At 66.7% G+C, this 23,455-nt stretch carries 17 protein-coding genes; 11 read left to right on the top strand and 6 right to left on the bottom strand.

Annotation, left to right across the window (positions count from 1 at the left end; translation table 11 throughout):
* Window positions 1-262: 262 nt before the first annotated feature.
* A complete protein-coding gene (locus tag AC3WOS_RS09710) occupies window positions 263-2,233 on the bottom strand; it encodes a PhoX family protein (protein WP_492715713.1) in 1,971 nt (656 codons plus the stop codon).
* 225 nt (window positions 2,234-2,458) lie between these two features.
* Here AC3WOS_RS09710 and AC3WOS_RS09715 point away from each other — a divergent pair, with 225 nt between their 5' ends.
* On the top strand, window positions 2,459-2,953 hold the full coding sequence (locus AC3WOS_RS09715) for a DUF3016 domain-containing protein (protein ID WP_492715714.1): 495 nt from the start codon (window positions 2,459-2,461) through the stop codon (window positions 2,951-2,953).
* On the opposite strand, the gene AC3WOS_RS09720 is transcribed toward AC3WOS_RS09715, so the two are convergent.
* The 4 genes from AC3WOS_RS09720 to AC3WOS_RS09735 all read right to left on the bottom strand — a co-directional run bounded on the left by AC3WOS_RS09720 (window position 2,950) and on the right by AC3WOS_RS09735 (window position 8,918).
* Window positions 2,950-3,393: a thioesterase family protein gene (locus tag AC3WOS_RS09720; protein WP_492715715.1), complete on the bottom strand. Its 444-nt coding sequence runs from the start codon at window positions 3,391-3,393 to the stop codon at window positions 2,950-2,952. The two genes, AC3WOS_RS09715 and AC3WOS_RS09720, sit on opposite strands and share 4 nt — an antisense overlap.
* 95 nt (window positions 3,394-3,488) lie before the next feature.
* Window positions 3,489-4,187, bottom strand: coding sequence for a dienelactone hydrolase family protein (locus AC3WOS_RS09725; protein WP_492715716.1), 699 nt, complete (start codon window positions 4,185-4,187; stop codon window positions 3,489-3,491).
* A gap of 54 nt (window positions 4,188-4,241) precedes the next feature.
* Window positions 4,242-7,193, bottom strand: coding sequence for a DUF6701 domain-containing protein (locus tag AC3WOS_RS09730; RefSeq protein ID WP_492715717.1), 2,952 nt, complete (start codon window positions 7,191-7,193; stop codon window positions 4,242-4,244).
* 90 nt (window positions 7,194-7,283) lie between these two features.
* A complete protein-coding gene (locus AC3WOS_RS09735; protein WP_492715718.1) occupies window positions 7,284-8,918 on the bottom strand; it encodes a M28 family peptidase in 1,635 nt (544 codons plus the stop codon).
* A gap of 120 nt (window positions 8,919-9,038) precedes the next feature.
* On the opposite strand from AC3WOS_RS09735, the gene AC3WOS_RS09740 reads away from it, so the two are divergent.
* The 10 genes from AC3WOS_RS09740 (at window position 9,039) to AC3WOS_RS09785 (ending at window position 22,706) form a co-directional block, all read left to right on the top strand.
* On the top strand, window positions 9,039-9,848 hold the full coding sequence (locus AC3WOS_RS09740; protein ID WP_492715719.1) for an SDR family oxidoreductase: 810 nt from the start codon (window positions 9,039-9,041) through the stop codon (window positions 9,846-9,848).
* 202 nt (window positions 9,849-10,050) lie between these two features.
* On the top strand, window positions 10,051-10,431 hold the full coding sequence (locus tag AC3WOS_RS09745; RefSeq protein WP_492715720.1) for a hypothetical protein: 381 nt from the start codon (window positions 10,051-10,053) through the stop codon (window positions 10,429-10,431).
* Between the two features lie 119 nt (window positions 10,432-10,550).
* On the top strand, window positions 10,551-11,012 hold the full coding sequence (locus AC3WOS_RS09750; RefSeq protein WP_492715721.1) for a hypothetical protein: 462 nt from the start codon (window positions 10,551-10,553) through the stop codon (window positions 11,010-11,012).
* A 346-nt stretch (window positions 11,013-11,358) separates the two neighbouring features.
* Window positions 11,359-13,563: a DEAD/DEAH box helicase gene (locus tag AC3WOS_RS09755; RefSeq protein WP_492715722.1), complete on the top strand. Its 2,205-nt coding sequence runs from the start codon at window positions 11,359-11,361 to the stop codon at window positions 13,561-13,563.
* Between the two features lie 433 nt (window positions 13,564-13,996).
* Window positions 13,997-16,024: a Mu transposase C-terminal domain-containing protein gene (locus tag AC3WOS_RS09760; protein ID WP_492715723.1), complete on the top strand. Its 2,028-nt coding sequence runs from the start codon at window positions 13,997-13,999 to the stop codon at window positions 16,022-16,024.
* Between the two features lie 444 nt (window positions 16,025-16,468).
* On the top strand, window positions 16,469-18,058 hold the full coding sequence (locus AC3WOS_RS09765; RefSeq protein ID WP_492715724.1) for a flavin monoamine oxidase family protein: 1,590 nt from the start codon (window positions 16,469-16,471) through the stop codon (window positions 18,056-18,058).
* Window positions 18,055-18,477: a c-type cytochrome gene (locus AC3WOS_RS09770; protein ID WP_492715725.1), complete on the top strand. Its 423-nt coding sequence runs from the start codon at window positions 18,055-18,057 to the stop codon at window positions 18,475-18,477. Before AC3WOS_RS09765 ends, AC3WOS_RS09770 begins: the two co-directional genes overlap by 4 nt.
* A gap of 38 nt (window positions 18,478-18,515) precedes the next feature.
* The gene (locus AC3WOS_RS09775; RefSeq protein ID WP_492715726.1) at window positions 18,516-19,013 is read left to right on the top strand and encodes a RidA family protein; all 498 of its coding nucleotides are present in this window, start codon (window positions 18,516-18,518) and stop codon (window positions 19,011-19,013) included.
* Window positions 19,014-19,177: 164 nt separating this feature from the next.
* Window positions 19,178-21,658, top strand: coding sequence for a TonB-dependent receptor plug domain-containing protein (locus AC3WOS_RS09780; protein WP_492715727.1), 2,481 nt, complete (start codon window positions 19,178-19,180; stop codon window positions 21,656-21,658).
* Window positions 21,659-21,806: 148 nt separating this feature from the next.
* Window positions 21,807-22,706 carry an alpha/beta hydrolase gene (locus AC3WOS_RS09785; RefSeq protein ID WP_492715728.1) on the top strand — a complete coding sequence of 300 codons (900 nt, stop codon included), beginning with the start codon at window positions 21,807-21,809 and terminating at the stop codon, window positions 22,704-22,706.
* Window positions 22,707-23,049: 343 nt separating this feature from the next.
* Here the strand turns inward: AC3WOS_RS09785 and AC3WOS_RS09790 are convergent, their stop codons facing one another.
* Window positions 23,050-23,442 carry a nucleotide pyrophosphohydrolase gene (locus tag AC3WOS_RS09790; RefSeq protein WP_492715775.1) on the bottom strand — a complete coding sequence of 131 codons (393 nt, stop codon included), beginning with the start codon at window positions 23,440-23,442 and terminating at the stop codon, window positions 23,050-23,052.
* Window positions 23,443-23,455 lie beyond the last annotated feature (13 nt).

Here is a 23,455-nt window from a genome sequence, read left to right on the forward strand (position 1 = left end):
ACAAGCAATAATGATTCCCGCTGCTCATACAACAATGGCCGCCGGAGAAGTTTCATTACTGGCTATTTACTTGCTATTTATGACAACATTCTGTTGCTCTATGCAAGTGCAACAATACTTCGTTTTTGGCAATATTGCTATCCTAAATTGAACTATTTTTGGCGTGGCGAACGCCCATAAAAAAACCGGGGACGGAGCACGGGGTGCCGGCCAGCTGGCCGGAAAACCGTGTTCCGTCCCCGGTTGAGCGGGGTGGATGCGCTTATTTCAGCACGGGCAGGCCGGTCAGGTAGCCGACGGCCGCGCCGTAACGGTCGCGGTAGTTGGCGCGGATCAGCGGATCGAGCGTGGTCATCACTTTCGAGTGCAGGCCGCCGGTGACGTTGCCGGCCGCATCCTTGCTCACTTCCCAGTCACCGGGGTGCTGGAAGTTGCTCATGATGTAGGCGAAGCCGTTGATGTCGTCCACCGCGTGCAGGCCCGTCGATTCGGCGCCCGACGGGGTCGACAGCAGACGGGTCAGGCTCTTGCTGTCGACGTTGTAGGCCCACAGGAAGTTGTTGACGTGCAGGCCGCTGTCTTCGCCGATGAACAGGGTGCGCAGCTTTTCCGAGAACTTGATGTTGTCCGGATTGGCCACTTTTTCCGGGTTGGCCAGGTTGCCCAGCGCGTCCGGCGTGGCCAGGTCCTCGCCCACCAGGGCCGGCACGGCGGCCATGTCGACCGGTACCCATTCGCTGTCGATGGCCGTGCCGCCCGTGTCCTTCTGGCCGCCCTTGAGGTTGAGGCCGTAGACGATGCCGGCGCTGGGGCCGGTGACCTTGATGCCGCCGGAGCCGTCCTTCATGGCGCCGTTAATGTAGCTCATGGCCGAGTAGGCGATCTTGTCCTTGGCGTTGACGGTGGTGCCTTCCATCTTGGTAAAGCCCATGCTGGCGCCCTTGAAGGCGGCGTAGCGGTGGGTTTCCAGGAAGGCGGCGGCCTTTTCCATGCCGGGCACGATCTTGATCCAGTTCTTCTTGCCGCTGAACGGGATCTGGGTGTAGCTGGCGTCGCTCGGGTCGGCCGTCTTGACGGACAGGATGTCGGCCGCCTTGAGCTTGTCGGCCAGGGCCTTGATCTCGGCGCTGGTGGCGCTGCCCAGCTTGATCCAGCTGAGGTCGGCGGAGCCGCCGTTGTCGGCCGTCTTCTGGGTCCACTTGGCCACGTACAGGGTGCCGGACGACAGGTCGCGGGCGCGGTCGGCCACGAACATGAACAGGCCGCCGTTGGTGGCGTCGTCGCCCATCAGGGCGGTGCGCTCGTCGGGCATCACTTGCACCAGCTCGTGCGAGATGCGGCCCATGCAGTAGTGCTTCTTGATGCTGCCGGTGCCGTCCGGGTTGACCGTCACTTCCGGCAGGTGGCCGTAGTGGTAGGGGTTGGCGCGGGTGGCGTCGCCGAACAGGTTGGTGCTGAACGAGGCGAACTGGCTGTTGGTGGCGATGGCGCTGGCGTCGGGCTCGTATTCCTCGCTCGACAGGTGGGTGTTCCACGGCGAGCGGCTGGCGCCGCAGGTGATCCACAGGCCGTTGACGGCGCTGGTGTCGACGTTGTGGTACTTGACCAGGGTCAGGGCGCCCGTGGTCTTGTCCTGGTCCAGCGTCAGCACGGCGATCGGCGACGGCAGCATGCCGTACATGGAGGCGCCGGCCACGTTGCGGGTGGTGTATTCGAACTGCACCACGGCGAACACAGTGTTGCCTTTCACGCCAGGCACGGTGGGCGCGTCCAGCTTGAGCAGCGAGGTACCGTCCGGGCAGTCGGAGAAGAACTGGCGCTTGCCAGCGTCCGTGCTGTCGATGATGGGCTTGTTGTTGATGTCGTAGTAGCCGCCCGACAGGATGGTGCCACCGCTGCCGTTGGGCACCTGGGCGCCCGTGATGAAGAAGGTTTCGTACTTGAGGTCGTAGCTGCGCTTGCTGCCGTCGCTGTAGGTCGCCTGCAGGGCCGAACCGACCGTGGTGGTGGCCATCTTGGCCGCGTCGGCCAGGCTCAGGGCCGGCATGGACGAGAACGTCACGGAAGTCAGGTTGACAGTGGGGGCGACCGGGCCGGCGTCGGCTGCGGAGGAACCGCCGCCGCAGGCCGACAGCAGCATGGAGGCGCTGCCCGCGCCGGCCAGCGGCAGCAGTGGCGCGCTCGACAAGAATTGCAGCAGACGGCGGCGGGACAGATCGGGAGACTCGCTCATGAAAAGCATCCTGTAGTGGTTAAGCCATTCCATGTGCCGCCCTGCACAGCGCCGGCGGCATCATGCGAGGCGGTGGCGCGCCTCAACGAGCGAGATGATAGTAATCGGATATGACATGGGCGTGACATTGGTAACAAGATTATGCAATTCGCACCGGTCGCGTTGAAACGCGCTATATTGAAACCATGCGGGACAGCCGCCCCGCACCGTGAAAGGAACTGCATCATGCTTATCCGTTACCGTATCGTGGCCGCGGCGGCGCTGGCCCTGGCCACCTGCGGGGCCGCGCAGGCGGAAGTGAGCGTCACCTACGTCAAGCCGGACCAGTTCAGCGACGTGCCTTACGGTGTGCGCGAGCGCGAAACCGTGATGAAGGAGTTGACGGCCCATTTCAACGAGCTGGGCCGCCAGCTGCCGGCCGGCCAGACGCTGAAGGTGGAAGTGCTCGACGTCGACCTGGCGGGCTGGGTCTATCCGCGCCGCTGGGGTCCCGACAACATCCGCGTGCTGCGCGGCGGCGCCGACTGGCCGCACATGCATCTGCGTTTCACGCTGGAAGAGAATGGCAAGGTGGTGCGCAGCGGCGACAGCCAGCTGGCCAACATGAGCTATCAGATGCGCATGAACCGCTATGCCAGCGACGATCCGCTGCGCTACGAGAAGCAGATGATGGACGACTGGTTCAAGCAGGAGTTCGGCCCGGCCAACAAGGCCGGCTAGGGCAGGCGGTTGGCCTGCGGGAAGCGGGCCAGGAAGCTGTCGGGCATGGGCACGACCTGGCTGCTGCTGTAGTTGAAAAACACGAAGCCGTATTTGGCCATGGCCACCAGCGCCTGGTCGCGCGGGCGCGTGACGCGGAAGATAATGTCGCCGCCGTACTTGTTAAAGTCCATCACTCCTACTTCGAACAGCAACTGGTCGCGCGCATGGGCCTCGGCGCGGTAAGTGGTGGCCAGGTCGGTGACGATGATGCCGGTGCCATCCTGCTGCACTTCCGGCACGCCGGCGTCGTACAGGAAACGGGCGCGCGCTTCCGACAGCATGGAAATCATGGAGTCGTTGCCCAGGTGGTTGGCGCCGTTGATGTCGGTGACGCGCACCGTCAGCTGGGTGCTATAGCAAAACAGGTGGGCAGGGAAGTCGAGTACGAGGCGGGCCATGATGGAAGCGTGGAGGGGAAAACGTCATTGTAGAGCAGGCCCGGCGCCGTCGCGCCCCGTCGCACCGGGCCCCCTTAGTCGAGCGCACGGCCGTGCTACAGGTGTTCGCTCAGGAACACCAGCGTGTTGCCGTGGGCCTGGGCCGCCGCCCGTTGCTGGTAGCTGGCCCGTTGGTTGCAGTTGAAGCCGTGCTGGGCCTGGTCGTAGACGTGGATTTCCACCGCGTCGTTATCGTCGAAGGCGTTGGCGATGCGGGCTACGGCCTCGGCCGGGATATGGGCGTCGAGCGCGCCGAAATGCATCTGCAGTGGGATGCGCACCTGGCCGGCCCGCGCCAGCGCGTTGTGGATGCCGCCGCCGTAGTAGGCCACGGCCGCGTCGACCTGGCCGTTGGCGGCCGTCAGGTAGGCCAGCCGGCCGCCGAAGCAATAACCGATGGCAGCTACCTTGCCCTGCACGCCGGGCTGGGTCCGCAGCGCATGCACGGCCAGGCCGATGTCGGCCTGGGCCTTTTCCACGTCCGTCGCGTTCATCAGTTCGACGGCCCGTTGCCAGCTCGCATCGTCATAACCGAGTTCGATGCGCGGGCCGCTGCGCCAGAACAGGTCCGGCGCCAGCACCACATACCCGTCGGCCGCGTACTGGTCGGCCACGTTGCGGATGTGGCTGTTGACGCCGAAGATTTCCTGCAACAGCACGATGCCCGGTCCCTTGTCGCCGCGCGGCAGCGCCAGGTAGGCGCCGAATTTGCCGTCGCCGGCCTGTATCTCAATCCAGCTGGAAGTGGTGTCCATGGCTGCTCCCGTGAGTTGGAAAGCGGCCATGCTACCGCAGATCGGCGTGCGGCGTCAGTACACTTCGCGCAGGTAGACCACGGGGCCGGCGCGGTACACGCCGAACGTGGCGCGCCCGGTGGTGCTGGGCAGGAAGGGGATGGCCTGCGTGCCGTTCTTGTTCAGTGTGATGTCGACGGAACCGCTCTTGCCGGGTGCGGCCACGATGAACTTGCCGACCCCGTTCGTGAAGCTGAGCTTGTCGTTGGCCAGCGTGAACGCCACGGCGCAAGTGTTGGTCCCGCTGTTGGCCAGGTTCTTCTGGCAGTTGCTGAAAGTGACCTTGCCGTTCAGCGGGATGGCCGTGGCGTTGCCGTAGGCCGGATTGTTGAGCCAGCCGATCGGGGTGCCGTCGGGATGAGTGCCGCCCCAATACTGGGCTTGCACCACCACCGGCATGGGCAGCGCTTCCGAGCCGTAGCTGTTGCCTACCAGCTGGCGGCCGTTGACCACGGTCACCCGCGCCTCGTTCGAAGGCACGCCCACGCGCAGCGAGGTGGCGCCATCGGCGTCGCTGGCGCGCAGCCAGATGTTGGTGGGCGGCGTCGGCGCCGGCGGCAACGGCTGCCCGGATACGGGGGCCGTGTAGCCGACGGCGAGCGGATAGGCATGCAGGCTGGTCGCGTCGGCCGGGTCAGCCGTGGCCACGCCTTTGACGAAGCGGGCGGCGGCGACCGTGGGGGAATTGAGTCCGGGCGGCGTGACGCTGGTGTCGGCGTTGGGATTGAGGGTGGTGCCGGCGCTGCCCAGACCGTTATAGGCGGCCAGCGTGACCGGCTTGGCGTACAAACCCGCGTAATTCGTGGTCGCGGTGTCGTGTGCACTGTAGGCCTTGACGGTAACATCGAACGCTTGCTTCGAGTAGACGAACTTGTTGCCCGTGCCGGCCGCCGGGCAGGGATTGCCGATCGCGGGATTGGCGGCGGCGGGCGGGCAGGGCATGGGCACCGTGCCGTTGAGGGCGGTGTCGAAATGGTCGGGAATGAATCGGCCGATATTGACATTGCCCGTCACGCCCAGGCCGGAATTCAGGTAGCCGTTGGCATTGGCCAGCGTGGCGGCGAAATTGATGATGCCCACTTCGTCCCAGTTCATGGTGGCTTCCGCCGTGGTGCCTTTTGTTATCGCGCCCAGGCTGCCGCCGACGCCAGGGTTGGCTCCCGGGATGGGCGCCACCAGAGTCTGTTTTATCGTATAGCTTTCCGGCGACGACTCATTGCCGAAGTTGCCGGTCACGGCGCCGGCCGCGTTGAGCGCTGTCATGGTGGCCAGGAACGGTTGGCCGGCGCCGATGAAGGCGCCGCCCGTATAATCGCTGGCAGCCGGATTGGTCTTGCTGCCATCGCTGCTCTTGACGGTGAAACCGAAGTTGGTTGGCGCCGCGATGAAGTTGCTGGCGCCGGTGAGTACCAGGCCCGCATATGGGCCGCTGGGCGGGATCAGCCTGGCGTTCAGCGTCATGCGGCCGGCGTCGGCATATTGCAACGAGGCCTGGACCTGGCCTTGGTCGTCGAACCGCAGGCCGACAGTGGCGCCGCCGGCACTGCAGCTCGATGTGGTGTTGGCCGCCAGTGGCACGCCGTTCACCCGCACCGGCATCGGGCCTGTGGCCGGGTTGTTGTAGCTGCAGGTGAATTGGACGTTGTGCGTGACGTTGGCCAGCAGCGGCACGCAGACGTTGCCGGTGCTGCCGGCCTTGAGCGCGCGCAGCGTGAAGCTCTGGCTCTGTTCGGCGCGGTGGTCGGGGATGGTGAAGCTGAAACCGGCGTCGGAAAACACCATGGTGCAGCTGCTGCTGCCGGTCACCAGGTTGTAGCAGGTGCTGGGATTGGCCGCCTCCGCCGTGCTGGCCGACAGGGTAACGTTGCCCGCTGTGCTCTGCTGCACGGTGGCGTTGTCGTTGACGCCGCCGCTGATGGTGAACGCCTGGCCGCCTGGCGTCAGCGTCACGTCGATCGGATCGCTGTAGTAGGCCGAGCAGGCCGCGTCCGCGCAGGCCGTGATGGTGACGGCCTGCGGTTCGCAGGTCAGGGCGCTGCCCGTATGGCTGATCAGGATGTGGTCCAGGTTGATGTTGCCGCCGCCGCCGCCGTGGTGGCAGGCGTTGCCGTTGCCGTTGCCGTTGCCGTTGCCGTGGCTCTTGCCGCTTACGCAGCTGCTGCCGCTGGCGCCGGGGCCGGTGCAGGTAATGGTCTGGCCGACCGAGCCTTGCGCACCGAGCGAAATGGCGTTGACGGCCGCGTTGCCGCTGATGTAGGCGCAGGCGTTTTCCAGTACCACGTTGTGGGCCGTCAGATCGCCATAAACGGCGCCGTGGTTGTCGATGTCGACGTCGCCGCTGGCGACGATGTTGCCCGTCAGGCTGGCCTGCTTGCCAACGTACAGCGCGCGGGTGTGCACGTTGGCCACGGCGTCAATGTTCTGGCCGACGCTGGTGTCGTCGGCCGTCACCAGGCCGGTGACGCGCATGCTGGACTGGAAGGCGAGCGCGCCCGCCACCGTGAGCTTGCCATGGATGACGGCATTGGTGCTGCCGCTGATACTGACGGTGGCGGCGCTGATGTCGACCGTGGGGCTGGCCGCACCTATGCTCAGCGTGAGGCTGCCGGCCACCGCCAGATTGGCGCCGGACAGCGCCAGATTGCTGGTGGCCAGGGTGAGCGAACCGGCGATCTGCAGGCTGGCGCCGCTGGCCATGGTCAGGGTCCGGGCCGAGTCGATGTTGATTGTGTTGTTGACGATGACCGTGTAGCCGCTGGCGATGGCGGCGTCGTTCGTGCTCGGCAGGGTGCCGCAGGTGTAGGTGCTGGTTGCGCCGTCAAAGCTGCAGCCGGCGACGGCGCCGCCGTCGTAGCTATCGGTGGCAGCGTAGGCGGCGCCGCTCAGCGACAAGGCCGCCAGCAACAGCGCCAGGCGCAACGCCGGGGACAGCGCGCGCGGGACGGCGCGGGACAGAAATGGGAGCATGTTGGGATCGTGTGGGCTGGCCTGCCCAGATTATAGGCTGATTCCCACGTTGCCCTGTGGCATTTGCGACACGACGCGCGCCCGATTGCGCTAGCGCTTGACCTTGCCGAACGCGTCGCCGGCCTTCCACACCGGCATGGCGTTGCCGTTGGCCAGCGCATAGCCCAGGTTGAGCGTGAACTGGGCTTGCTGCACCATGCCCGACAGGTCCCAGTCGGCATGGTATTCGTCGCTGACCTGGTGGTAGTCCTTCTTGAAGGCCACCATCTTCGCGCTCGAGCGCTCCTGGTCGCGCACAAACTCGAAGTGGCCATCGCCCGAGAACACGGCCGAACCGACGTTAAACGCCGGCACGCCGGCCTTGGCGAAGTTGAAGTGGTCGGCGCGGAAGTAGGCGCCCGACAGGTCCGGCACGGACGGCGCCAGTTTCAGCCCCATCTTGCGCGCCACCTGGCCGGCTGTGTCGATCAGGCTGCTGCGTTCGGCGCCGGCCACGCCGATGTCGCGGGTGGGGGCGACGAAGTTCATGCTGTCCAGGTTGAGGTCGGCCAGCGTGCCGGCCAGCGGCCAGAGCGGCTGCTGCACGTAGGCCGCGCTGCCCAGCAGGCCCTGTTCCTCGGCGGCCGGCCACAGGAAAATCTGGCTGCGGCGGGTCGGATGCTTGACCGCTTCGGCCGCCATGGCCAGCAGCGCGGCGCTGCCCGAGGCGTTGTCGATGGCGCCGTTCCAGATATGGTCGGTGGGCTCGTCGCGGCGCGCGCCTTCATCCATGCCCAGGTGGTCCCAGTGGGCCGAGTAGATCACCGCCTCGGCCTTCAGTCTGGGATCGGTGCCGGGCACCACGCCGGCCACGTTGAACTGCTCGATCTGGCGGATCGCGCTGCGCACTTCGGCGTGCACCTTGATGTTCAGGTCCACCGGCGCAAAGGCGCGCGTTTCGGCGCGGGCCCGCAGCGCGTCCAGGTCCTGGCCGGCGGCGGCGAACAGGGCGCGCGCCGTGTCTTCCTGCAGCCAGCCTTCGACCGGATTGCCGGCGCCGGCCAGGTGGAAGCGTTCATGGCTAAAGCCGTTGGCCGGCACGCTCCATGGGTAGGAAGCCGACGCCGTGGTGTGGATCAGCAGCACCCCGGCCGCGCCCTGGCGCACCGCTTCCTCGTACTTGTACAGCCAGCGGCCATAGTAGGTGTAGGCCTTGCCGGCGAAGCGGTTGGGTTCCTCTGCGGTCGGTTGCGGGTCGTTGACCATCATGACCAGCACCTTGCCCTTGAGGTCGGCGCCCTTGTAGTCGTCCCAGTGCTCTTCCTCGGCGCGCACGCCGTAGCCGACGAACACCAGCGGCGCATCGAACTGTACCTCGCTCTTGCCGCTGGCCGTGCCGTACACGATCTCGCTGCCGATGGCCGGCGTGATGACCTGCAGGCCCGTGTCGAAGCGCAGCACGCTGCCGTCCTGCAGCTTGCTGCCTTCGATGCGCACCGGCTGGCGGTAGCCGGCGCCGGCCAGCGGCTTGAGGCCGATGACGGCGGCCTGCGTCTCCAGATAGCGCACCGCCAGCTCGCCGCCGCGCTGGCCCGTGCCGCGTCCTTCGAGCAGGTCGTCGGCCAGGAACGCCAGGTGGGCGCGCAGCGGCGCCTCGCTGACCACCGGCTGTTGCTGTTGTTGGGCGTGGACAGCGCCAGATGCCAGAACCAGTCCGGCGGCGACGGTGAACGGGGTGAGGCGCATGGCAACTCCAGTGCAGTGGTTGATATGGGCAGCCATCTTACTGCATCGGCAGCGCGGCGACTGGCCCGGCGCGGCCGGTTTCAGTTAGCATCTTGCGATAACGGAAAAACAAGGAGACCTATGAAAGTCATCATCATCACCGGCAGTTCCGACGGCATCGGAGCGGAAATGGCGCGCCAGCTGGCCGCCGCGCACAAGGACGGGGTGGCGCTGGTGCTGGCCGCCCGCAACCGCGCGCAACTCGAACAGGTGGCCGGCCAGTGCGGCGCGCTGGGCGCACAGACGCTGGTGGTGCCGACGGACGTGTCGGTGCAGGCCCAGTGCCAGGCGCTGGTCGAGGCAACGGTGGCGCGCTTCGGCCGCATCGACGCGCTGGTCAACAACGCGGGCCGCTCGGCCCATGCGCTGTTCGAGGAGGTGCAGGACCTGGGCTGGTACGAGGAACTGATGCGGATTAATTTGTGGGGCAGCGTGTGGTGCACCCATGCGGCGCTGCCCTACCTGAAGCAGTCGCGCGGCAGCATCGTGGCCGTGTCGTCGCTGGCCGGGCTGATCGGGGTGCCGGGACGCACGGCCTACAACGCCACCAAGTTCGCCATGGGCGGCTTCTTCGAGGGCCTGCGGGCCGAGCTCAAGCCGGCCGGCGTGAGCGTGACGATCGCCTATCCCGGCGTGGTGGCGACCCAGATCCGTCATCGCGGCTTCAACGCGGCCGGCCAGGCGCTGGGTAGCAGCAGCCTGAAAGAGGACGACGCCATGTCGGTGCAGCAGTGCGCCGGCCTGATCGTGCGGGGCATGGAGCGCCGCAAGCGCGAAGTGGTCATGTCGGCCAAGGGCAAGCTGGGACGCTGGCTCAAGCTGATCGCACCGGGGCTGGTGGAGAACATGGCGTTGGCCGCGCTGAAGGACGACGTCAAGCCGCACGCCTGAGCCGCTGCCGTGTTGCCGGCGGATCGCGGCGGGCTGGCCGCGATCCGTTTTCCCGTTTTTCTCGTCTCCCTCAGGATGTAAGCGAATGTAAGACTCGGTAAGAGGTTGTAATGCCCGTCAACTGAACCGTGGCGGGCGCCGTTTTCTGCTCAGTGACACGGGAATTGTCCCGGCGCCGAAAACCAGAAAAGGATTACACATCATGACCAAAATTATCGCTTCCCTGATCGCCGGCCTGTTCGCTACCGCAGCCTTCGCACAAGCGCCAACCGCCAGCGCCACCACCACCGCCGTCAGCGCGCCAGTGGCGGTGAAAGCCGAAGCGAAAGACAGCAAGGCCGCCGCCAAGACCGAAGTCAAGCAGACCACGGTGGCCGCCAAGACCGAAGCCAAGGAAACCAAGGCCGCCGCCAAGACCGAAGCGAAAGCCGACGTCAAGGCCGCCAAGACCGAAGTGAAGACCGAAGCCAAGGTTGAGAAGGCCAAGGAAACCAAGGAACACAAGAAGGCAGAAGAAGGCAAGGCCAAACCGGCCGCCGAAGCAGGCAAGGTAGCCGCCAAGGAAGCCATTATCACCAAATAAGCACCAAATAAGCACCAAATAAGCAGCACCGGATTCGAACGCAGCACAGACAAATATGCGGGAACCGTCCCGCAACGACACGCGAATACGCACCCATAACAGTTTAAAGGAATATCGCCATGAGCAAAATTATCGCCACCCTGATCGCCTCCCTGTTCGCCACCGCCGCCTTCGCCCAGGCGCCGGCGCCGGTAACGAGCACCACCGGCGCCCATGCCGCCAGCAGCGCGCCGGTTGCCGCCAAGGTCGCCACCACGGAAGCCAAGACCGCGGTCAAGGCCGAAGCGAAGGACACCAAGGTGAGCGCCGCGACCGGTGCCGGCACTGAGGCCGTCAAGCCCGAAACCAAGGAAGCCAAGGTCAAGGCGCACCACCACAAGGCCGCCAAGGCAGCCAAGGCCAAGACCGAGACCAAGGACGCGGCCAAGGTGAGCGATGCGGCAGCGCCGGCAGCGCCCGCAGCGAAAGTGGCCCCCGCCACGCCGGTCGCCCAGGCTGTTCCCGTGGCACCGGCAGCACCAGCAGCGCAAGCGGCACCGGCCGCCCCTGCGGCGCCGGCAGCACAGGTCGCCACCAAGTAAGCAGAGCGGCATCGCAGTGAAGCAGGACAGGGTTCGCACCCTGTCCTTTTTTCTTGCTGCTCCAAAAAAGCAAAAATGGGGACGTACCCCTTTTTCAAAAATGGGGACGTACCCCTTTTTCCCCCTCCGCCTTTGAAGACAGGGGCGCAAAAAAACGGGGACGTAACACGGTTTTCGGAAATCGGGAACGTAACGCGGTTTTGAAATTGGGGGGGCGATTCTTGACGGCGTATTGGGATGGGGCTGAAAAAACGCCTTAATTCGGCTTGAATGGCCGGGAGGGAGTAAACTACGCACCTATTTCTTTCGCAATTAGGCGATTCGAACAATACTTGTGAGTGACGCCATGTCTGCAACCCCTGTTTCCCTATTCTCCGACCTGAACCTGAGTGCCCCGCTGATCAAGGTGCTGAACGAGGTCGGCTATGAGTCGCCGTCGCCTATCCAGGCCGCGACGATTCCCCTCCTGCTCGATAACCTGGACGTGCTGGGCCAGGCCCAGACCGGCACCGGCAAGACGGCCGCCTTCGCGCTGCCCATCCTGTCGCGCATCGATATCAAGCAGACCACGCCGCAGGCGCTGGTGCTGGCGCCCACCCGTGAACTGGCGATCCAGGTCGCCGAGGCGTTCCAGACCTACGCCACCCATATCCCCGGCTTCCACGTGCTGCCGATCTACGGCGGCCAGAGCTACGGCCCGCAGCTGTCGGCCCTGCGCCGCGGCGTACACGTGGTGGTGGGCACCCCCGGCCGCGTGATCGACCACCTGGACAAGGGTTCGCTCGACCTGTCCAAGCTGAAGACGCTGGTGCTGGACGAAGCCGACGAAATGCTGCGCATGGGCTTCATCGACGATGTCGAGCGCATCCTGCAGGAGACGCCGGAATCGCGCCAGACGGCGCTGTTCTCGGCCACCATGCCGTCGGCCATCCGCCGCATCGCCAACACCTACCTGCGCCAGCCCAAGGAAGTGACGGTGGCCGCCAAGACCGGCACCGCCGAAAATATCCGCCAGCGCTACTGGCTGGTGAGCGGCATGCACAAGCTCGACGCGCTGACCCGTATCCTGGAAGCCGAGAATTTCGACGGCATGATCATCTTCTCGCGCACCAAGCTCGGTACCGAGGAACTGGCGGGCAAGCTGCAGGCGCGCGGCTTCTCGGCCGCCGCCATCAACGGCGACATCCAGCAGGCGCAGCGTGAGCGCACCATCCAGATGCTCAAGGACGGCAAGATCGACATCCTGGTGGCCACCGACGTGGCCGCGCGCGGCCTGGACGTGGACCGCATCAGCCACGTGGTCAACTACGACGTGCCGCATGACCCGGAAAGCTATACCCACCGCATCGGCCGCACCGGCCGCGCCGGCCGCAGCGGCGAGGCGATCCTGTTCATCACCCCGCGCGAAAAGAACCTGCTCAAGTCGATCGAGCGCGCCACCCGCCAGCCCATCGGCATGCTGGAGCTGCCCACCATCCAGGCCGTGAACGACGTGCGCATTGCCAAGTTCAAGGAACAGATCACCGAGACGCTGGCGCAGGGCGAGCTGGAACAGTTCCAGAGCCTGATCGAGGACTACGAGCGCGAACAGAACATCCCCGCTATCGAAATCGCGGCCGCGCTGGCCAAGATGGCGCGCGGGAACGTGCCGCTGCTGCTCGATAAGAAGCAGCAGGCCACCACGTCGTGGGAAGAGCGCCCCGTGCGCCAGGCCAGCTTCGACCGTCCCGAGCGCGGCGAGCGGCCGGACCGCAGCGAGCGCTTCCCGAAAAAGGAACGCATCGTGCGCGCCGCCGATCCCGGCATGCAGACCTTCCGCATCGAGGTGGGCTACCAGCACGGCGTCAAGCCGGGCAACATCGTCGGCGCCATCGCCAACGAAGGCGGGGTCGATTCCAAGCATATCGGCCGCATCGAGATCTACGACGACTACAGCGTGCTCGATATGCCGCAGGACCTGCCGGCCGACGTGCTGGAGCACCTGGCCTCGATCAAGGTGGCGGGCCAGCAGCTGCGCATCAGCCGCGACGACGGCGGTGTGACGCCGGCCGTCGCGCCAGCCGCATCTGCCGCAGCTCCGGCAGCTCCGGCAGCACCGGCGCCCGCGAAGAAGGCTTCGCCGCTGGCCAAGGCGGTGCAGGTGGCGCCGGTCGAACTGGAGGCGGCGCCCGCCAAGAAGAAAAAGGAAAAGCCGGGCAAGGTGCAGCTGCCCATGAGCGCATTCCGCATCGAGGTGGGCAGCAATCAAGCCGCCACGCCGAGCAATATCGTGGGCGCCATCGCCAACGAGGCGGGGCTGGAGGCCAAGCATATCGGCCGCATCGAGATCTTCGACAGCTACAGCATGCTGGAGCTGCCGGCCGGAATGCCGGACGATATCTTCCAGCACCTGGGCAAGGTGTGGGTGGGCGGCGCCCAGCTGCGCATCAGCCACGCCGACCGCATGCCGCCGGAATCGGGCAAGTCCACGCCGCCCAAGAAGCCGGCGCCGGGCGCCAAGGGCGACAAGTTCAAGGCCAAGCCGGGCCACAAAGGCCCCAAGGGCTACTAAGGGCCAGCAAGGGCTGCCAGGGCTGCCAGGGCCACCACGGGCCGCCGCAGCCTGGACGGCTGGTGCCGGCCGCGTGCCGGCGGCGACATGATCTGAACCGAACAACAGGGCCTGCGGGCCCTGTTGTCGTTGGTGGACGCCGGCCGCGATGCGCTGCGTGCCGTGCGGACGCACGGGGGCGGTGCGCGCTGCGCCACATTGCACCACAACCAAGCTTGCCGGACGGGCCATCAGGCGCCTGCCGCCGCCGTGCCATAGGGGAGGGCCGGCTGGCACGAGCTGGCCTGGATATTGCATCGGAGTGGGGGCATGCCGGGATGACGCATGCGCTGATTGTCGGCCTTGCACCATGCCGGTTTCACCTAGGAGCCCGTGAAATGTCCCTGTCCATCCTGCCGCGGCACCCGCGCGCGTGCCCGTGCGAGGGCCGCTGATGCTGCTTCGGAACGACCTGCTGCATTACGAGCAGCCGCAGCCTCGCACCGTGCGCGTGCTGTGGATTGCCCCCAACCGTGGCTATGCCTGCGTGTTCGACGTGCACGCCACATCGGCCGAGGTGGAGCGCGTGCCGATGCCGGCGCTGGAAGAGGACCTGGCCAGCGGCCGGGCGCGCAGGCTCGCCGCCGACCCTTACCTGGTGCTGCAGGGCGACGAGCGCCTTCCGGCCAAGCACCTGGCCTTGCGCGCGCGCGCCTGGTCCATCGTCGAGCCGCTGGTGCGGCACGAGCCGGACATCTACGAACCGCGCCGGCGCGGCCAGCTGATCGCCCGCTATACGCAGCTGCATGGCGTATCCCACCCCACCATCTACCGCTACCTGCGCCGCTACTGGCAACGGGGCCAGACCCCCAACGCACTGCTGCCCGATTACGCCAACTCCGGCGCGCGTGGCAAGGTGCGGGCCGCATCGGCTGGCGTCAAGCGCGGACGGCCCCGCAAGGACGGCACCGATCCCGGCGTCAATGCCGACGAGGAGATCCGGCGCGTGTTCAGGGTGGCCGCGGCGCGCTACGCCGACCAGAACCCGCGCTTTTCGCGCCGCGCCGCCTATGAGCAGATGGTGCGGGAATTCTTCCGCCCGCGTCGCATCGACGTGGCGGCGGGGCGCGTCCACGATGTGAGCGAGGCGTCGCCATTGCCGGCGCCTACCTTCGGCCAGTTCAGCTACTGGCTCGATCAGGATCGCGACCGCCCCGCCAGCGCAGCCCGCCGCGTCTCGCGCCGCAGCGCGCATGTCGCCGATGCCGGCGGCGCACCCGCCAACGTCGCCAACACCGCCAAAGTCGCTAACGCCGTCAACGCCGCCAAAGTCGCCAACGCTGCCGCCGGCGGTGCGGCGCCGTTCGCCCCGCTGCCATTACTTGGGGCGGCACCGGCTGCCGCCGCGCCCGCACGGCTGGCCGAGCCGGCTGCCGGCGCGACGCCGGGCCGTCCCGGCGACGTCTATTATCTCGATGCGGTGCGCGCCGACGTGCTGCTGGTGTCGCGCACCGACCGCGCGCAGCTGCTGGGGCGGCCCCTGGTGTACGCCACGGTGGACCGCTACAGCGGCATGATCACCGGCCTGTCGGTGAGCCTGGCGACGCAGCCGGGACCGGAAGGCCTGCTGGCGCTGGCCAACAGCGGCGCCGACAAGCAGCGTTATTGCGAGCGCCACGGCCGCGCCATCGAACCGGCGCAGTGGCCAGGGCGGCATTTGCCGGCGCGTCTGCTGGCGCCGCCGGCGCTGGCACGCAGCTGGAACGGCGAAACGCTGCTCAACAACTTCAATGTGCGGTGCGCGGTGGCGACTGCCGTCCCGCCCGCGTGGCAGGCAACGCTGGAACGGCGCTTTCGCCTGCTGGCGCCCGATGCCGCCGGCGCCGGCAACGGCAGCCTGCTCGATGGCATGCTGGACCTCGAGGAATTCACCCGCATCGTCATCGACTGCGCGCTGTTCCACAACAACGTGCCGCCTGGCGGGGCCGGCGCCGTCGGCCATGCCGATGCTGCGAACATGACGCCGGCCCTGGCGCCCGCCGCCTTGTGGGAATGGGGCGTGGCGCAGCACGGTGCCGCCATCAGGCCGTATCCGGAGCAGATGGTGCGTTGCTGCCTGCTGCCGCGCACCGTGGCGACGGTGACGGCCGAGGGCATACACCTGCACGGCAATTACTACACCTGCGCCCGCGCCATCGAGGAGCGCTGGTTCGAGCGGGCGCGCCTGCGCGGCCAGTGGAGCATCACGGTCGGCTACGACCCGGCCGACATGGACGTGGTTTATCTGCCCGATACCGGCGCCGCCCTGCATTTCCATGCCTGCCACCTGCTCGAGCGCAGCCTCGCGCACCGCCGCCTGTCGGCGCTGGAGATCATCCTGCAGCAGGAACGGCGCCGCTACCTGCGCGAGCGCATCGAACAGGCCGTGGCCGACGACCTGCGGCGCAGCACCAGCCTGCGCCTGCCCGCCGTCACCAGCTAGTCCTCCGCACGGTGCCCGCCACCGTGCATTTCCTCCCCCCGCATTTTCCGGTGCACGCATCCTCGCGGTGCGATGCACCATTTCGTCTGCGCGCACAGCCGGCACGTGTCGGGACGCATGCCTTGGCAGCTTACAAGCCGCTTTCAGTGACGCTCAAAACAAAGTCTGTCGGGGTTGAATAAAGTGCGTCCCGGATGCCGCCTGGCGGCATAGCCTGGCGCTTCCCGCGCGGCGCCGCAACGGCCGGTGATCGGACGCGGAACGGACTTTGTTCAATTTAAAGAAGGCCATATGCCATAAGGTGCGCTTTAACGATGAACCATCTTTGTTTGCGCAAAAAAAAGGCTGTAATCGGCCGCGATTGTGGCATGCGGATTGCTAGAAGGAAGTCATGGGCCCAGCAATCGCCCGCCGACTTTTTATCAGCAAATGGTGAGGAAGCAGATGGATAGTGCAAACGCAAAGCCGATCACACGCAGGGACTTCTTGTATCGCGCCGCCGCCGTTGGCGGCACGGGATTGCTGTTCAATACCATGAACGCCTGGGGCATGGGCATGACCTCGAAGGCATCGGGCCCGCCGGAGCTGAGCGGCAGCGGCAAAGGAAAGAAAGTGGTGATCCTGGGCGCGGGCCTGGCCGGCATGACTGCCGCCTACGAACTGGGCAAGCTGGGCTACGATTGCCAGATCCTCGAGGCGCGCGGTTTCGCCGGCGGCCGCTGCCAGACGGCCCGCAAGGGGGTGTCCATCACGGAGCTGGGCGGCGAAAAACAGACCTGCCAGTTCGACGACGGCCTGTATATCAACCACGGTCCGTGGCGCATCCCGCTGCACCACCAGTCCACGCTGCATTACACGCGGGAGTTCGAAGTGCCGCTGGAAGTGATGGTCAACGATAACGACCATGCCTTCGTCTACCTGGAAAACGGCGGCCCGCTGTCGCGCCAGCGCCTGCGGCCGGCGCAGATCAAGGCCGACCTGCGCGGCCACGTGGCCGAACTGTTGGCCAAGTCGGTGCAGGGCAAGCAGCTGGACCAGCAGCTGACGGAAGACGACCAGCACCTGCTGCTCGATTACCTGGCGCACGAAGGGCAGCTGTCGGGCAGCGACCTGCGCTACAAGGGCCGCAGTGGCCGCGGCTACGCCGTCAACCCTGGCGCCGGCGTGGTGCCCGGTCCCGGCACGCCATCCGATCCGCTGGGCCTGCGTGAGCTGCTGGCGTCCAAGGTGGGCAACGTCTACAGCGCCGTGCAGGACTTCCCCATGCAGAACACCATGTTCCAGCCGGTGGGCGGCATGGACCAGATCGCGAAGGCGTTCGAGCGGCGCGTGGGCCGCCACATCCGCTATCACGCGGAAGTGCGCACCCTACGCCAGGACGGGCAAGGCGTGACCGTGACCTATCAGGACACGGCCACCGGCAAGGCTGGCGCCATCCGCGCCGACTACTGCCTGTGCGCGCTGCCGCTGTCGGTGCTGCGCAATATCGATACCGACTTTTCCGACCGCTTCCAGCAGGCCGTCAAGGCCGTGGCCTACGCGCCGGTGGGCAAGATCGGCCTGCAGATGAAGCGCCGTTTCTGGGAAGAGGAGGACCACATCTATGGCGGCCACGTACTTACCGACCTCAAAGGCATCAATACGATCTCCCTGCCTTCTTCCGGATGGCAGAAGAAAAAGGGCGTGCTGCTCGGCTACTACAATTACCAGACCGCCGCCATCGAAGTGAGCGGGCTGTCGCCGCGGGAGCGGGCCGAATTCGCGCTGGCGGCGGGCGAGCAGATTTTCCCGGCCTACCGTTCCTCGTTCGAATCGGCCTTCTCGGTGGCCTGGCACCGCATCCAGTACAACCTGGGCGGCTGGGCCGAATGGACCGACAAGACCCGCGCCCAGGCCTACCCCGTGCTGGTGGAGGGGGAAGGCCGCGTGCTGCTGGCGGGCGAGCACCTGAGCTACCTGACCGGCTGGCAGGCCGGCGCCATCGAATCGGCGTGGCAGCAGATCGCCCGCATCCATGAAAGGGCCAGCGCATGACGACGCCTCTCCGCGCCACCTTCGCCCGTACCGTGACCGGCTTGCTGGCCGCCGTCGGCCTGTGCGCCACGCCCACCGTCTGGCCGCAGGACGCGGGCCGGGCCCTGTTCCTGAAAAACTGCGCGGCCTGCCACCAGGCCAGCGGGCGCGGCATCCCCGGCGCCTTTCCCGCACTGGCCGGCAGCGCGCTGGTGCGGGGCAAGGGGGCGGACGTGGCGGCGGTGCTGCTCAAGGGGCGGGGCGGTATGCCCGACTTCAGCGACACGCTCAGCGACCGCGACATCGCCACCGTGCTGACCTATGTGCGCAGCAGCTGGGGCAATGCGGCCGAGCCGCTCACCGAGCAGGAGGTGCTGTCCCAGCGCGATGCCTTGCAGGTGGCCCGTTACAGCAACGGCGAGCTGTCGAACAAGCACTGATACGGCACCGATTTCCTTTTCCACTACCGCGAGCAACCATGAAAAAGACCATTACCGCCATGTTGATTCCCGTCGCGCTGGCCCTGGCCTGCGGCTCGGCCGGCGCCCAGGGCATCGTGCGCCACAAGATTCCCGGTTCCGACTTTCCCATCGCGCAGGCGGTGACGATCCCGCCCGGCACCACGCTGCATTTCATCAGCGGCCAGGTGCCGCCCGTGATCGACCAGGCGGCGCCGCCCGATTCCCTGGCCGCCTACGGCGACACTAAAACACAGACCCTGGGCGTGCTGAAGAAAATCCGCGAAGTCCTGCAGGGCATGGGCCTGGACATCCCCGACGTGGTGAAGATGCAGGTGTTCCTGGTGGGCGATCCGGCCAAGGGCGGGCGCGCCGACATCAAGGGCTTCATGGAAGGCTACACCCAGTACTTCGGTGGCAGCCAACCCAACTTGCCGGCGCGCGCCGTGATGCAGGTGGCCGCGCTCAACAGCCCCGGATGGCTGATCGAGATCGAGGTGGTCGCCGCCAAAAAATAGCGCCGCCGCGCGTGCGCCAGTGCGCGGCCGCAGCCCTCGTGCCCACAGCCGCGCGGATGCGCACGCGCGGCGCCTCCGGCACGCATTGCAAATTTCCCGTCGCCCGTTATCCGTCACTGGTACGGCGGCTCCCGTTTTGATTTTTTAATCTGAAGAGGAACTCCATGCATAAGGCCATACTGAAGTCCGGCGCCGCTGCCGTCCTGCTGCAAACCTTGCTGCACACGGGCCATGCCCTGGCCGCCGATGAACCGGTGCCCGTGCCGGCCGGGGCGCCCGCGGCCGATGCGGCCGATCCCGGCGTGATGGCGTCGGCCGGCGCCATCATCGTTACCGGCACCCGTTCCACCGGCCTGACGGTGGCCAATTCCGCCTCGCCGATCCAGGTGCTCGATTCGTCCTCGCTGCAGCGCACCGGCCAGCCGGACCTGATCCAGGCGCTGGCCCAGAACCTGCCGTCGTTTACGGCCCAGGCGGTGGGCGGCGACACGGCCAACCTGACCCTGTCGGCCCGGCTGCGCGGCCTGAGCCCCAACAACACGCTGGTGCTCATCAACGGCAAGCGCCGCCACGGTACGGCCAACCTGGCCGTGCTGGGCGGGCCATACCAGGGCGGCGCGGCAGCCGACCTGAACTACATCCCGGTGGCGGCCATCGACCATATCGAAGTGCTGCAGGATGGTGCGGCGGCCCAGTACGGGTCGGACGCCATCGCCGGCGTGATCAACATCATCCTCAAGTCGAACAGCCATGGCGGCACGGCCAGCGTGACGGGCGGCGGCTATCCGGACGGCGGCGGCCACACGGGCGGCGCCTCCGTCAACGTGGGCGTGGAACCGTTCGAGCGGGCCTACCTGAGCCTGACGGCCGACTCCAAGTACCACGGCTTCAGCGACCGTGGCGGCATCGACCCGCGCGTGAGCGATCCGGCCAATATCAAATCCATGCCGCTGCTGCAGGCGCCCGGCTACCCCAACCTGAACCACATCTCGGGCGATGCCCAGTACCACCTGAACACGCTGGCGGCCAACTTCGGCTATGACATCGACGACGACACCTCGGTCTACAGCATCGCCACCTTCGGCAAGAAGGATGCGCGCGCCTACGAGAACTACCGCATGCCCAGCAAGCTGCCGGCCATCTATCCGCTCGGCTTCTCGCCCAAGGAAACCATCAAGCAACAGGACTATGCGTTCACGGCCGGGGTCAAGGGCAAGCTGGCCGGCTGGGCCTGGGACCTGGGCTCCACCTACGGCAAGGACACCAGCAAGATCGGGGTGGCCGATTCCGGCAACGTCTCGCTGTACAACGACACGGGCTACACGCCCACCCAGTTCAGCGCCGGCGAATTCCACGCCAGCCAGCTCACCACCTCGCTCGAGGGCAGCCGCGATTTCGCCGTCGGCCTCAGTTCGCCGCTCAACGTGGCCATGGGCCTGGAACACCGCATCGACAAGTACGAGATCGTGGCCGGCGACGCCGCCTCGCGCTACAAGGAAGGCTCGCAGTCCTATCCCGGCTTCTCGCTGACGGACGCGGGCAGCCACCGCCGCACCAACGAGGCGGCCTACATCGACTTCGCCGCCTCGCCCGTCAAGGAGTGGCTGCTGGACTTCGCCGCGCGCTACGAGCACTTCAGCGACTTCGGCAACGCCAAGGTCGGCAAGCTGACCAGCCGCTACGACTTCACGCCCGACGTGGGCCTGCGCGGCACCTTCAGCAACGGCTTCCGCGCGCCCACGCTGGCCGAATCGTTCTACTCGGCCACCAACGTGTCGCCGCGCAGCGCCTTCGTGCAGCTGGCGCCCAATTCGGCCGGCGCCGCGCTGGTGGGCATCAACGGCCTCAAGCCGGAGCGCTCGACCAACCTGTCGCTGGGACTGGTGCTCAACCCGCTCAAGAACCTGACCATGACGCTGGACGCCTACCAGATCAAGATCCGCGACCGCATCGTCGGCAGCGGCCAGATCTACGGTTCCGGCAACGCCGTCAATTCGCCGGCCGTGGTGGCGGCCATCCTGGCCAACGGCAATGTGCTGGACCCGTCCGTGTCGCAGACCGGCATCAACATCTTCTCGAATGCGGTCGATACCCGCAGCCGCGGCCTGGAGTTCGTCAGCACGCTGGCCAGCAACTACGGCGCGGCGGGCAAGGTGGACTGGTCGGTGGCGGCCAACTACAACCAGGTCAAGGTCACCAAGATCAACCAGGCGCCGGCCCAGCTGCAGCCGCAGACGCTGCTCGACGCGACGGCCATCTCGGACCTGGAAACGGCCTCGCCGAAAATGCGCATCAACCTCGGCGCGCTGTGGAAGATCGGCGCCTGGAGCGTGAACCTGCGCGAGACGATCTACGGCAAGTCGTCGGAACAGGAGCTCAACGAAGACGGCACCGCGTACTACACCACCGCCATCGCCCGCAAGGCCATCACCGACCTGGAGCTGGGCTACCGCGTGAACAGCGCCTGGAGCCTGGCCGTGGGCGCCAACAACCTGTTCAACCAGTACCCGAACCAGATGAACGCCAGACTGCTGGCCGAGCAGCGCGCCGGGCTGGATAACGGGGCCGTGACGGTCTACCCCTCGTTCTCGCCGTTCGGCATCAACGGCGGCTACTACTACGCCCGCGCCAACTACAAGTTCTGAGCACGGCGGGGAGGGCGGGGGCCTATCCGGCACCCGCCGTTCCGGAGCCGTCCCGCTTGCCGGGGCGGCTCCACCATCTTCCGATTTGCGTGTAGCATGCCGGTCACCGTATCTGGTTTCTGCAACCCGACGTCGAGAGGATGGAAGCATGTTGAAAAAAATTAGCAAGCGCCTGATGACCGCGGCCACAAGCCCGGCGGTCGGCGGCGCGCCCATGACGCTGGACGACTACATGGCCCTCAATGGCCGGGCCCCCGACTTGCGCGTGGACTATGGCAGCGCGCCGTCCCAGTTCGCGGAGCTGTTCCTGCCGTCCGGCGATGGCCCGTTCCCCGTAGTGGCGCTGATCCATGGCGGTTGCTGGACGGTGCAATACGGTGGCATCACGCAGATGCGCAACCTGGCGACCGACCTGGCGCGCCAGGGCATGGCCGTGTGGAGCATCGAATACCGCTGCCACGACCAGCCGGGCGGCGGCTATCCCGGCATGTACCAGGACGTGGCGCAGGCGCTCGATGGGCTGCGCGCGCTCGCCGCGCCGCGGCGGCTCGATCTGGCGCGGGTGGTGCTGGTGGGCCATTCGGCCGGCGGCCACCTGGCGCAATGGGCCGCCGCCCGCGCGCGCCTGCCGCGCAGCAGTCCCTTGTTCGTGGACTATCCGCTGCCGGTACCGGTCGTCATCAGCCTGGGCGGACTGGCCGACTTGCGCAACGAAGCCGCCCTCATTCTATGCAGCTGCGAGCGCGATACGGCGCAACTGGCCGGCCAGCCCAGCGCGGCGCGGCCCGACGTGTTTGCCGATACCTCGCCGGCCGAGCTGCTGCCGTGCGGCGTGCGCACGGTGCTGATCCACGGCGAGTTCGACACCATCTCGCCGTTGCGGGCCGGGGAGGAGTACGCCCGCCGCGCCCAGGCGGCCGGCGACGCGGCGCAAGTGATCGTGCTGCCCGGCGGCAGTCATTTCGACGAAGTGTCGGCCGGCTCGCCGTGCTGGCCCATCGTCTGCGGCGAGATCCGCAAGGCGCTGGGGCTGGCGGCGCAGGCGTAAGCATAGGCATAGGCATAGACGCGGGCGCAGGCGAGTAGCGAATAGGCTGGTATAGCCGGGAACGGCACCGTCCTCAGCAGCAACCCGGCGCGATGGACGGTGGGGTAGGCGCCGGCGCCTCCCTCCGGCAACATGTCTCGTTCGACTGTCTCGTTTTGTCTCGTTTTGTCTGGTTTTGACTGGGCGCGAATTGCCCGAAAAAAAGAGACAAAACGAGACAAAACCAGACAACTCTGGCAGGGCAAACGAGACACGTTGCCGGAGGGAGTAAATCGGGCGTACCTCCCGCGCGCCGGCGCTGGACCAGTCGGTCGCCGGTGGCGTGCCTGGGCCGGCCCGTCTGCTAATAGTCCGAGTATTTGCGGGCGTCGCCGCGCACCTGTTCGGCCGGGTATTTGAGGCGGTTCAGCACCATCTTCTCGCGCAGGGCCGCCGCCAGGTCGACATTGGTCTTGTCGGCCAGCTGGATCAGGTAGGCCAGCACGTCGGCCAGCTCGTGGCGGATGCCGGTGCGCTTTTGCTCGTCCAGTTCCGCATCGGCGCCCGTGGGCAGCCACTGGAAGTGCTCCACCAGCTCCGCCACTTCGACCGACAGCGCCATCGCCAGATTCTTGGGAGTGTGGAACTGCTCCCAGTCGCGCTCGCGCGCGAACTGGCGCAGGTCGTCGCGCAGGGCCGCCAGGCTGTCGCCGTTGCCCTTGCCCGCGCCGGCGTCGTCGGCCAACGGCTTTTCCATGAATACGCTGAGC

The organism is Rugamonas sp. FW305-51, from assembly GCF_058786935.1.

Coding starts and splice junctions, on each gene's coding strand:
- AC3WOS_RS09765 (WP_492715724.1), top strand. CDS start 16,469: ATGGATAGTGCAAACGCAAAGCCGATCACACGCAGGGACTTCTTGTAT.
- AC3WOS_RS09710 (WP_492715713.1), bottom strand. CDS start 2,233: ATGAGCGAGTCTCCCGATCTGTCCCGCCGCCGTCTGCTGCAATTCTTG.
- AC3WOS_RS09780 (WP_492715727.1), top strand. CDS start 19,178: ATGCATAAGGCCATACTGAAGTCCGGCGCCGCTGCCGTCCTGCTGCAA.
- AC3WOS_RS09735 (WP_492715718.1), bottom strand. CDS start 8,918: ATGCGCCTCACCCCGTTCACCGTCGCCGCCGGACTGGTTCTGGCATCT.
- AC3WOS_RS09740 (WP_492715719.1), top strand. CDS start 9,039: ATGAAAGTCATCATCATCACCGGCAGTTCCGACGGCATCGGAGCGGAA.
- AC3WOS_RS09745 (WP_492715720.1), top strand. CDS start 10,051: ATGACCAAAATTATCGCTTCCCTGATCGCCGGCCTGTTCGCTACCGCA.
- AC3WOS_RS09715 (WP_492715714.1), top strand. CDS start 2,459: ATGCTTATCCGTTACCGTATCGTGGCCGCGGCGGCGCTGGCCCTGGCC.
- AC3WOS_RS09790 (WP_492715775.1), bottom strand. CDS start 23,442: ATGGAAAAGCCGTTGGCCGACGACGCCGGCGCGGGCAAGGGCAACGGC.
- AC3WOS_RS09725 (WP_492715716.1), bottom strand. CDS start 4,187: ATGGACACCACTTCCAGCTGGATTGAGATACAGGCCGGCGACGGCAAA.
- AC3WOS_RS09775 (WP_492715726.1), top strand. CDS start 18,516: ATGAAAAAGACCATTACCGCCATGTTGATTCCCGTCGCGCTGGCCCTG.
- AC3WOS_RS09755 (WP_492715722.1), top strand. CDS start 11,359: ATGTCTGCAACCCCTGTTTCCCTATTCTCCGACCTGAACCTGAGTGCC.
- AC3WOS_RS09750 (WP_492715721.1), top strand. CDS start 10,551: ATGAGCAAAATTATCGCCACCCTGATCGCCTCCCTGTTCGCCACCGCC.
- AC3WOS_RS09730 (WP_492715717.1), bottom strand. CDS start 7,193: ATGCTCCCATTTCTGTCCCGCGCCGTCCCGCGCGCGCTGTCCCCGGCG.
- AC3WOS_RS09760 (WP_492715723.1), top strand. CDS start 13,997: ATGCTGCTTCGGAACGACCTGCTGCATTACGAGCAGCCGCAGCCTCGC.
- AC3WOS_RS09720 (WP_492715715.1), bottom strand. CDS start 3,393: ATGGCCCGCCTCGTACTCGACTTCCCTGCCCACCTGTTTTGCTATAGC.
- AC3WOS_RS09770 (WP_492715725.1), top strand. CDS start 18,055: ATGACGACGCCTCTCCGCGCCACCTTCGCCCGTACCGTGACCGGCTTG.
- AC3WOS_RS09785 (WP_492715728.1), top strand. CDS start 21,807: ATGTTGAAAAAAATTAGCAAGCGCCTGATGACCGCGGCCACAAGCCCG.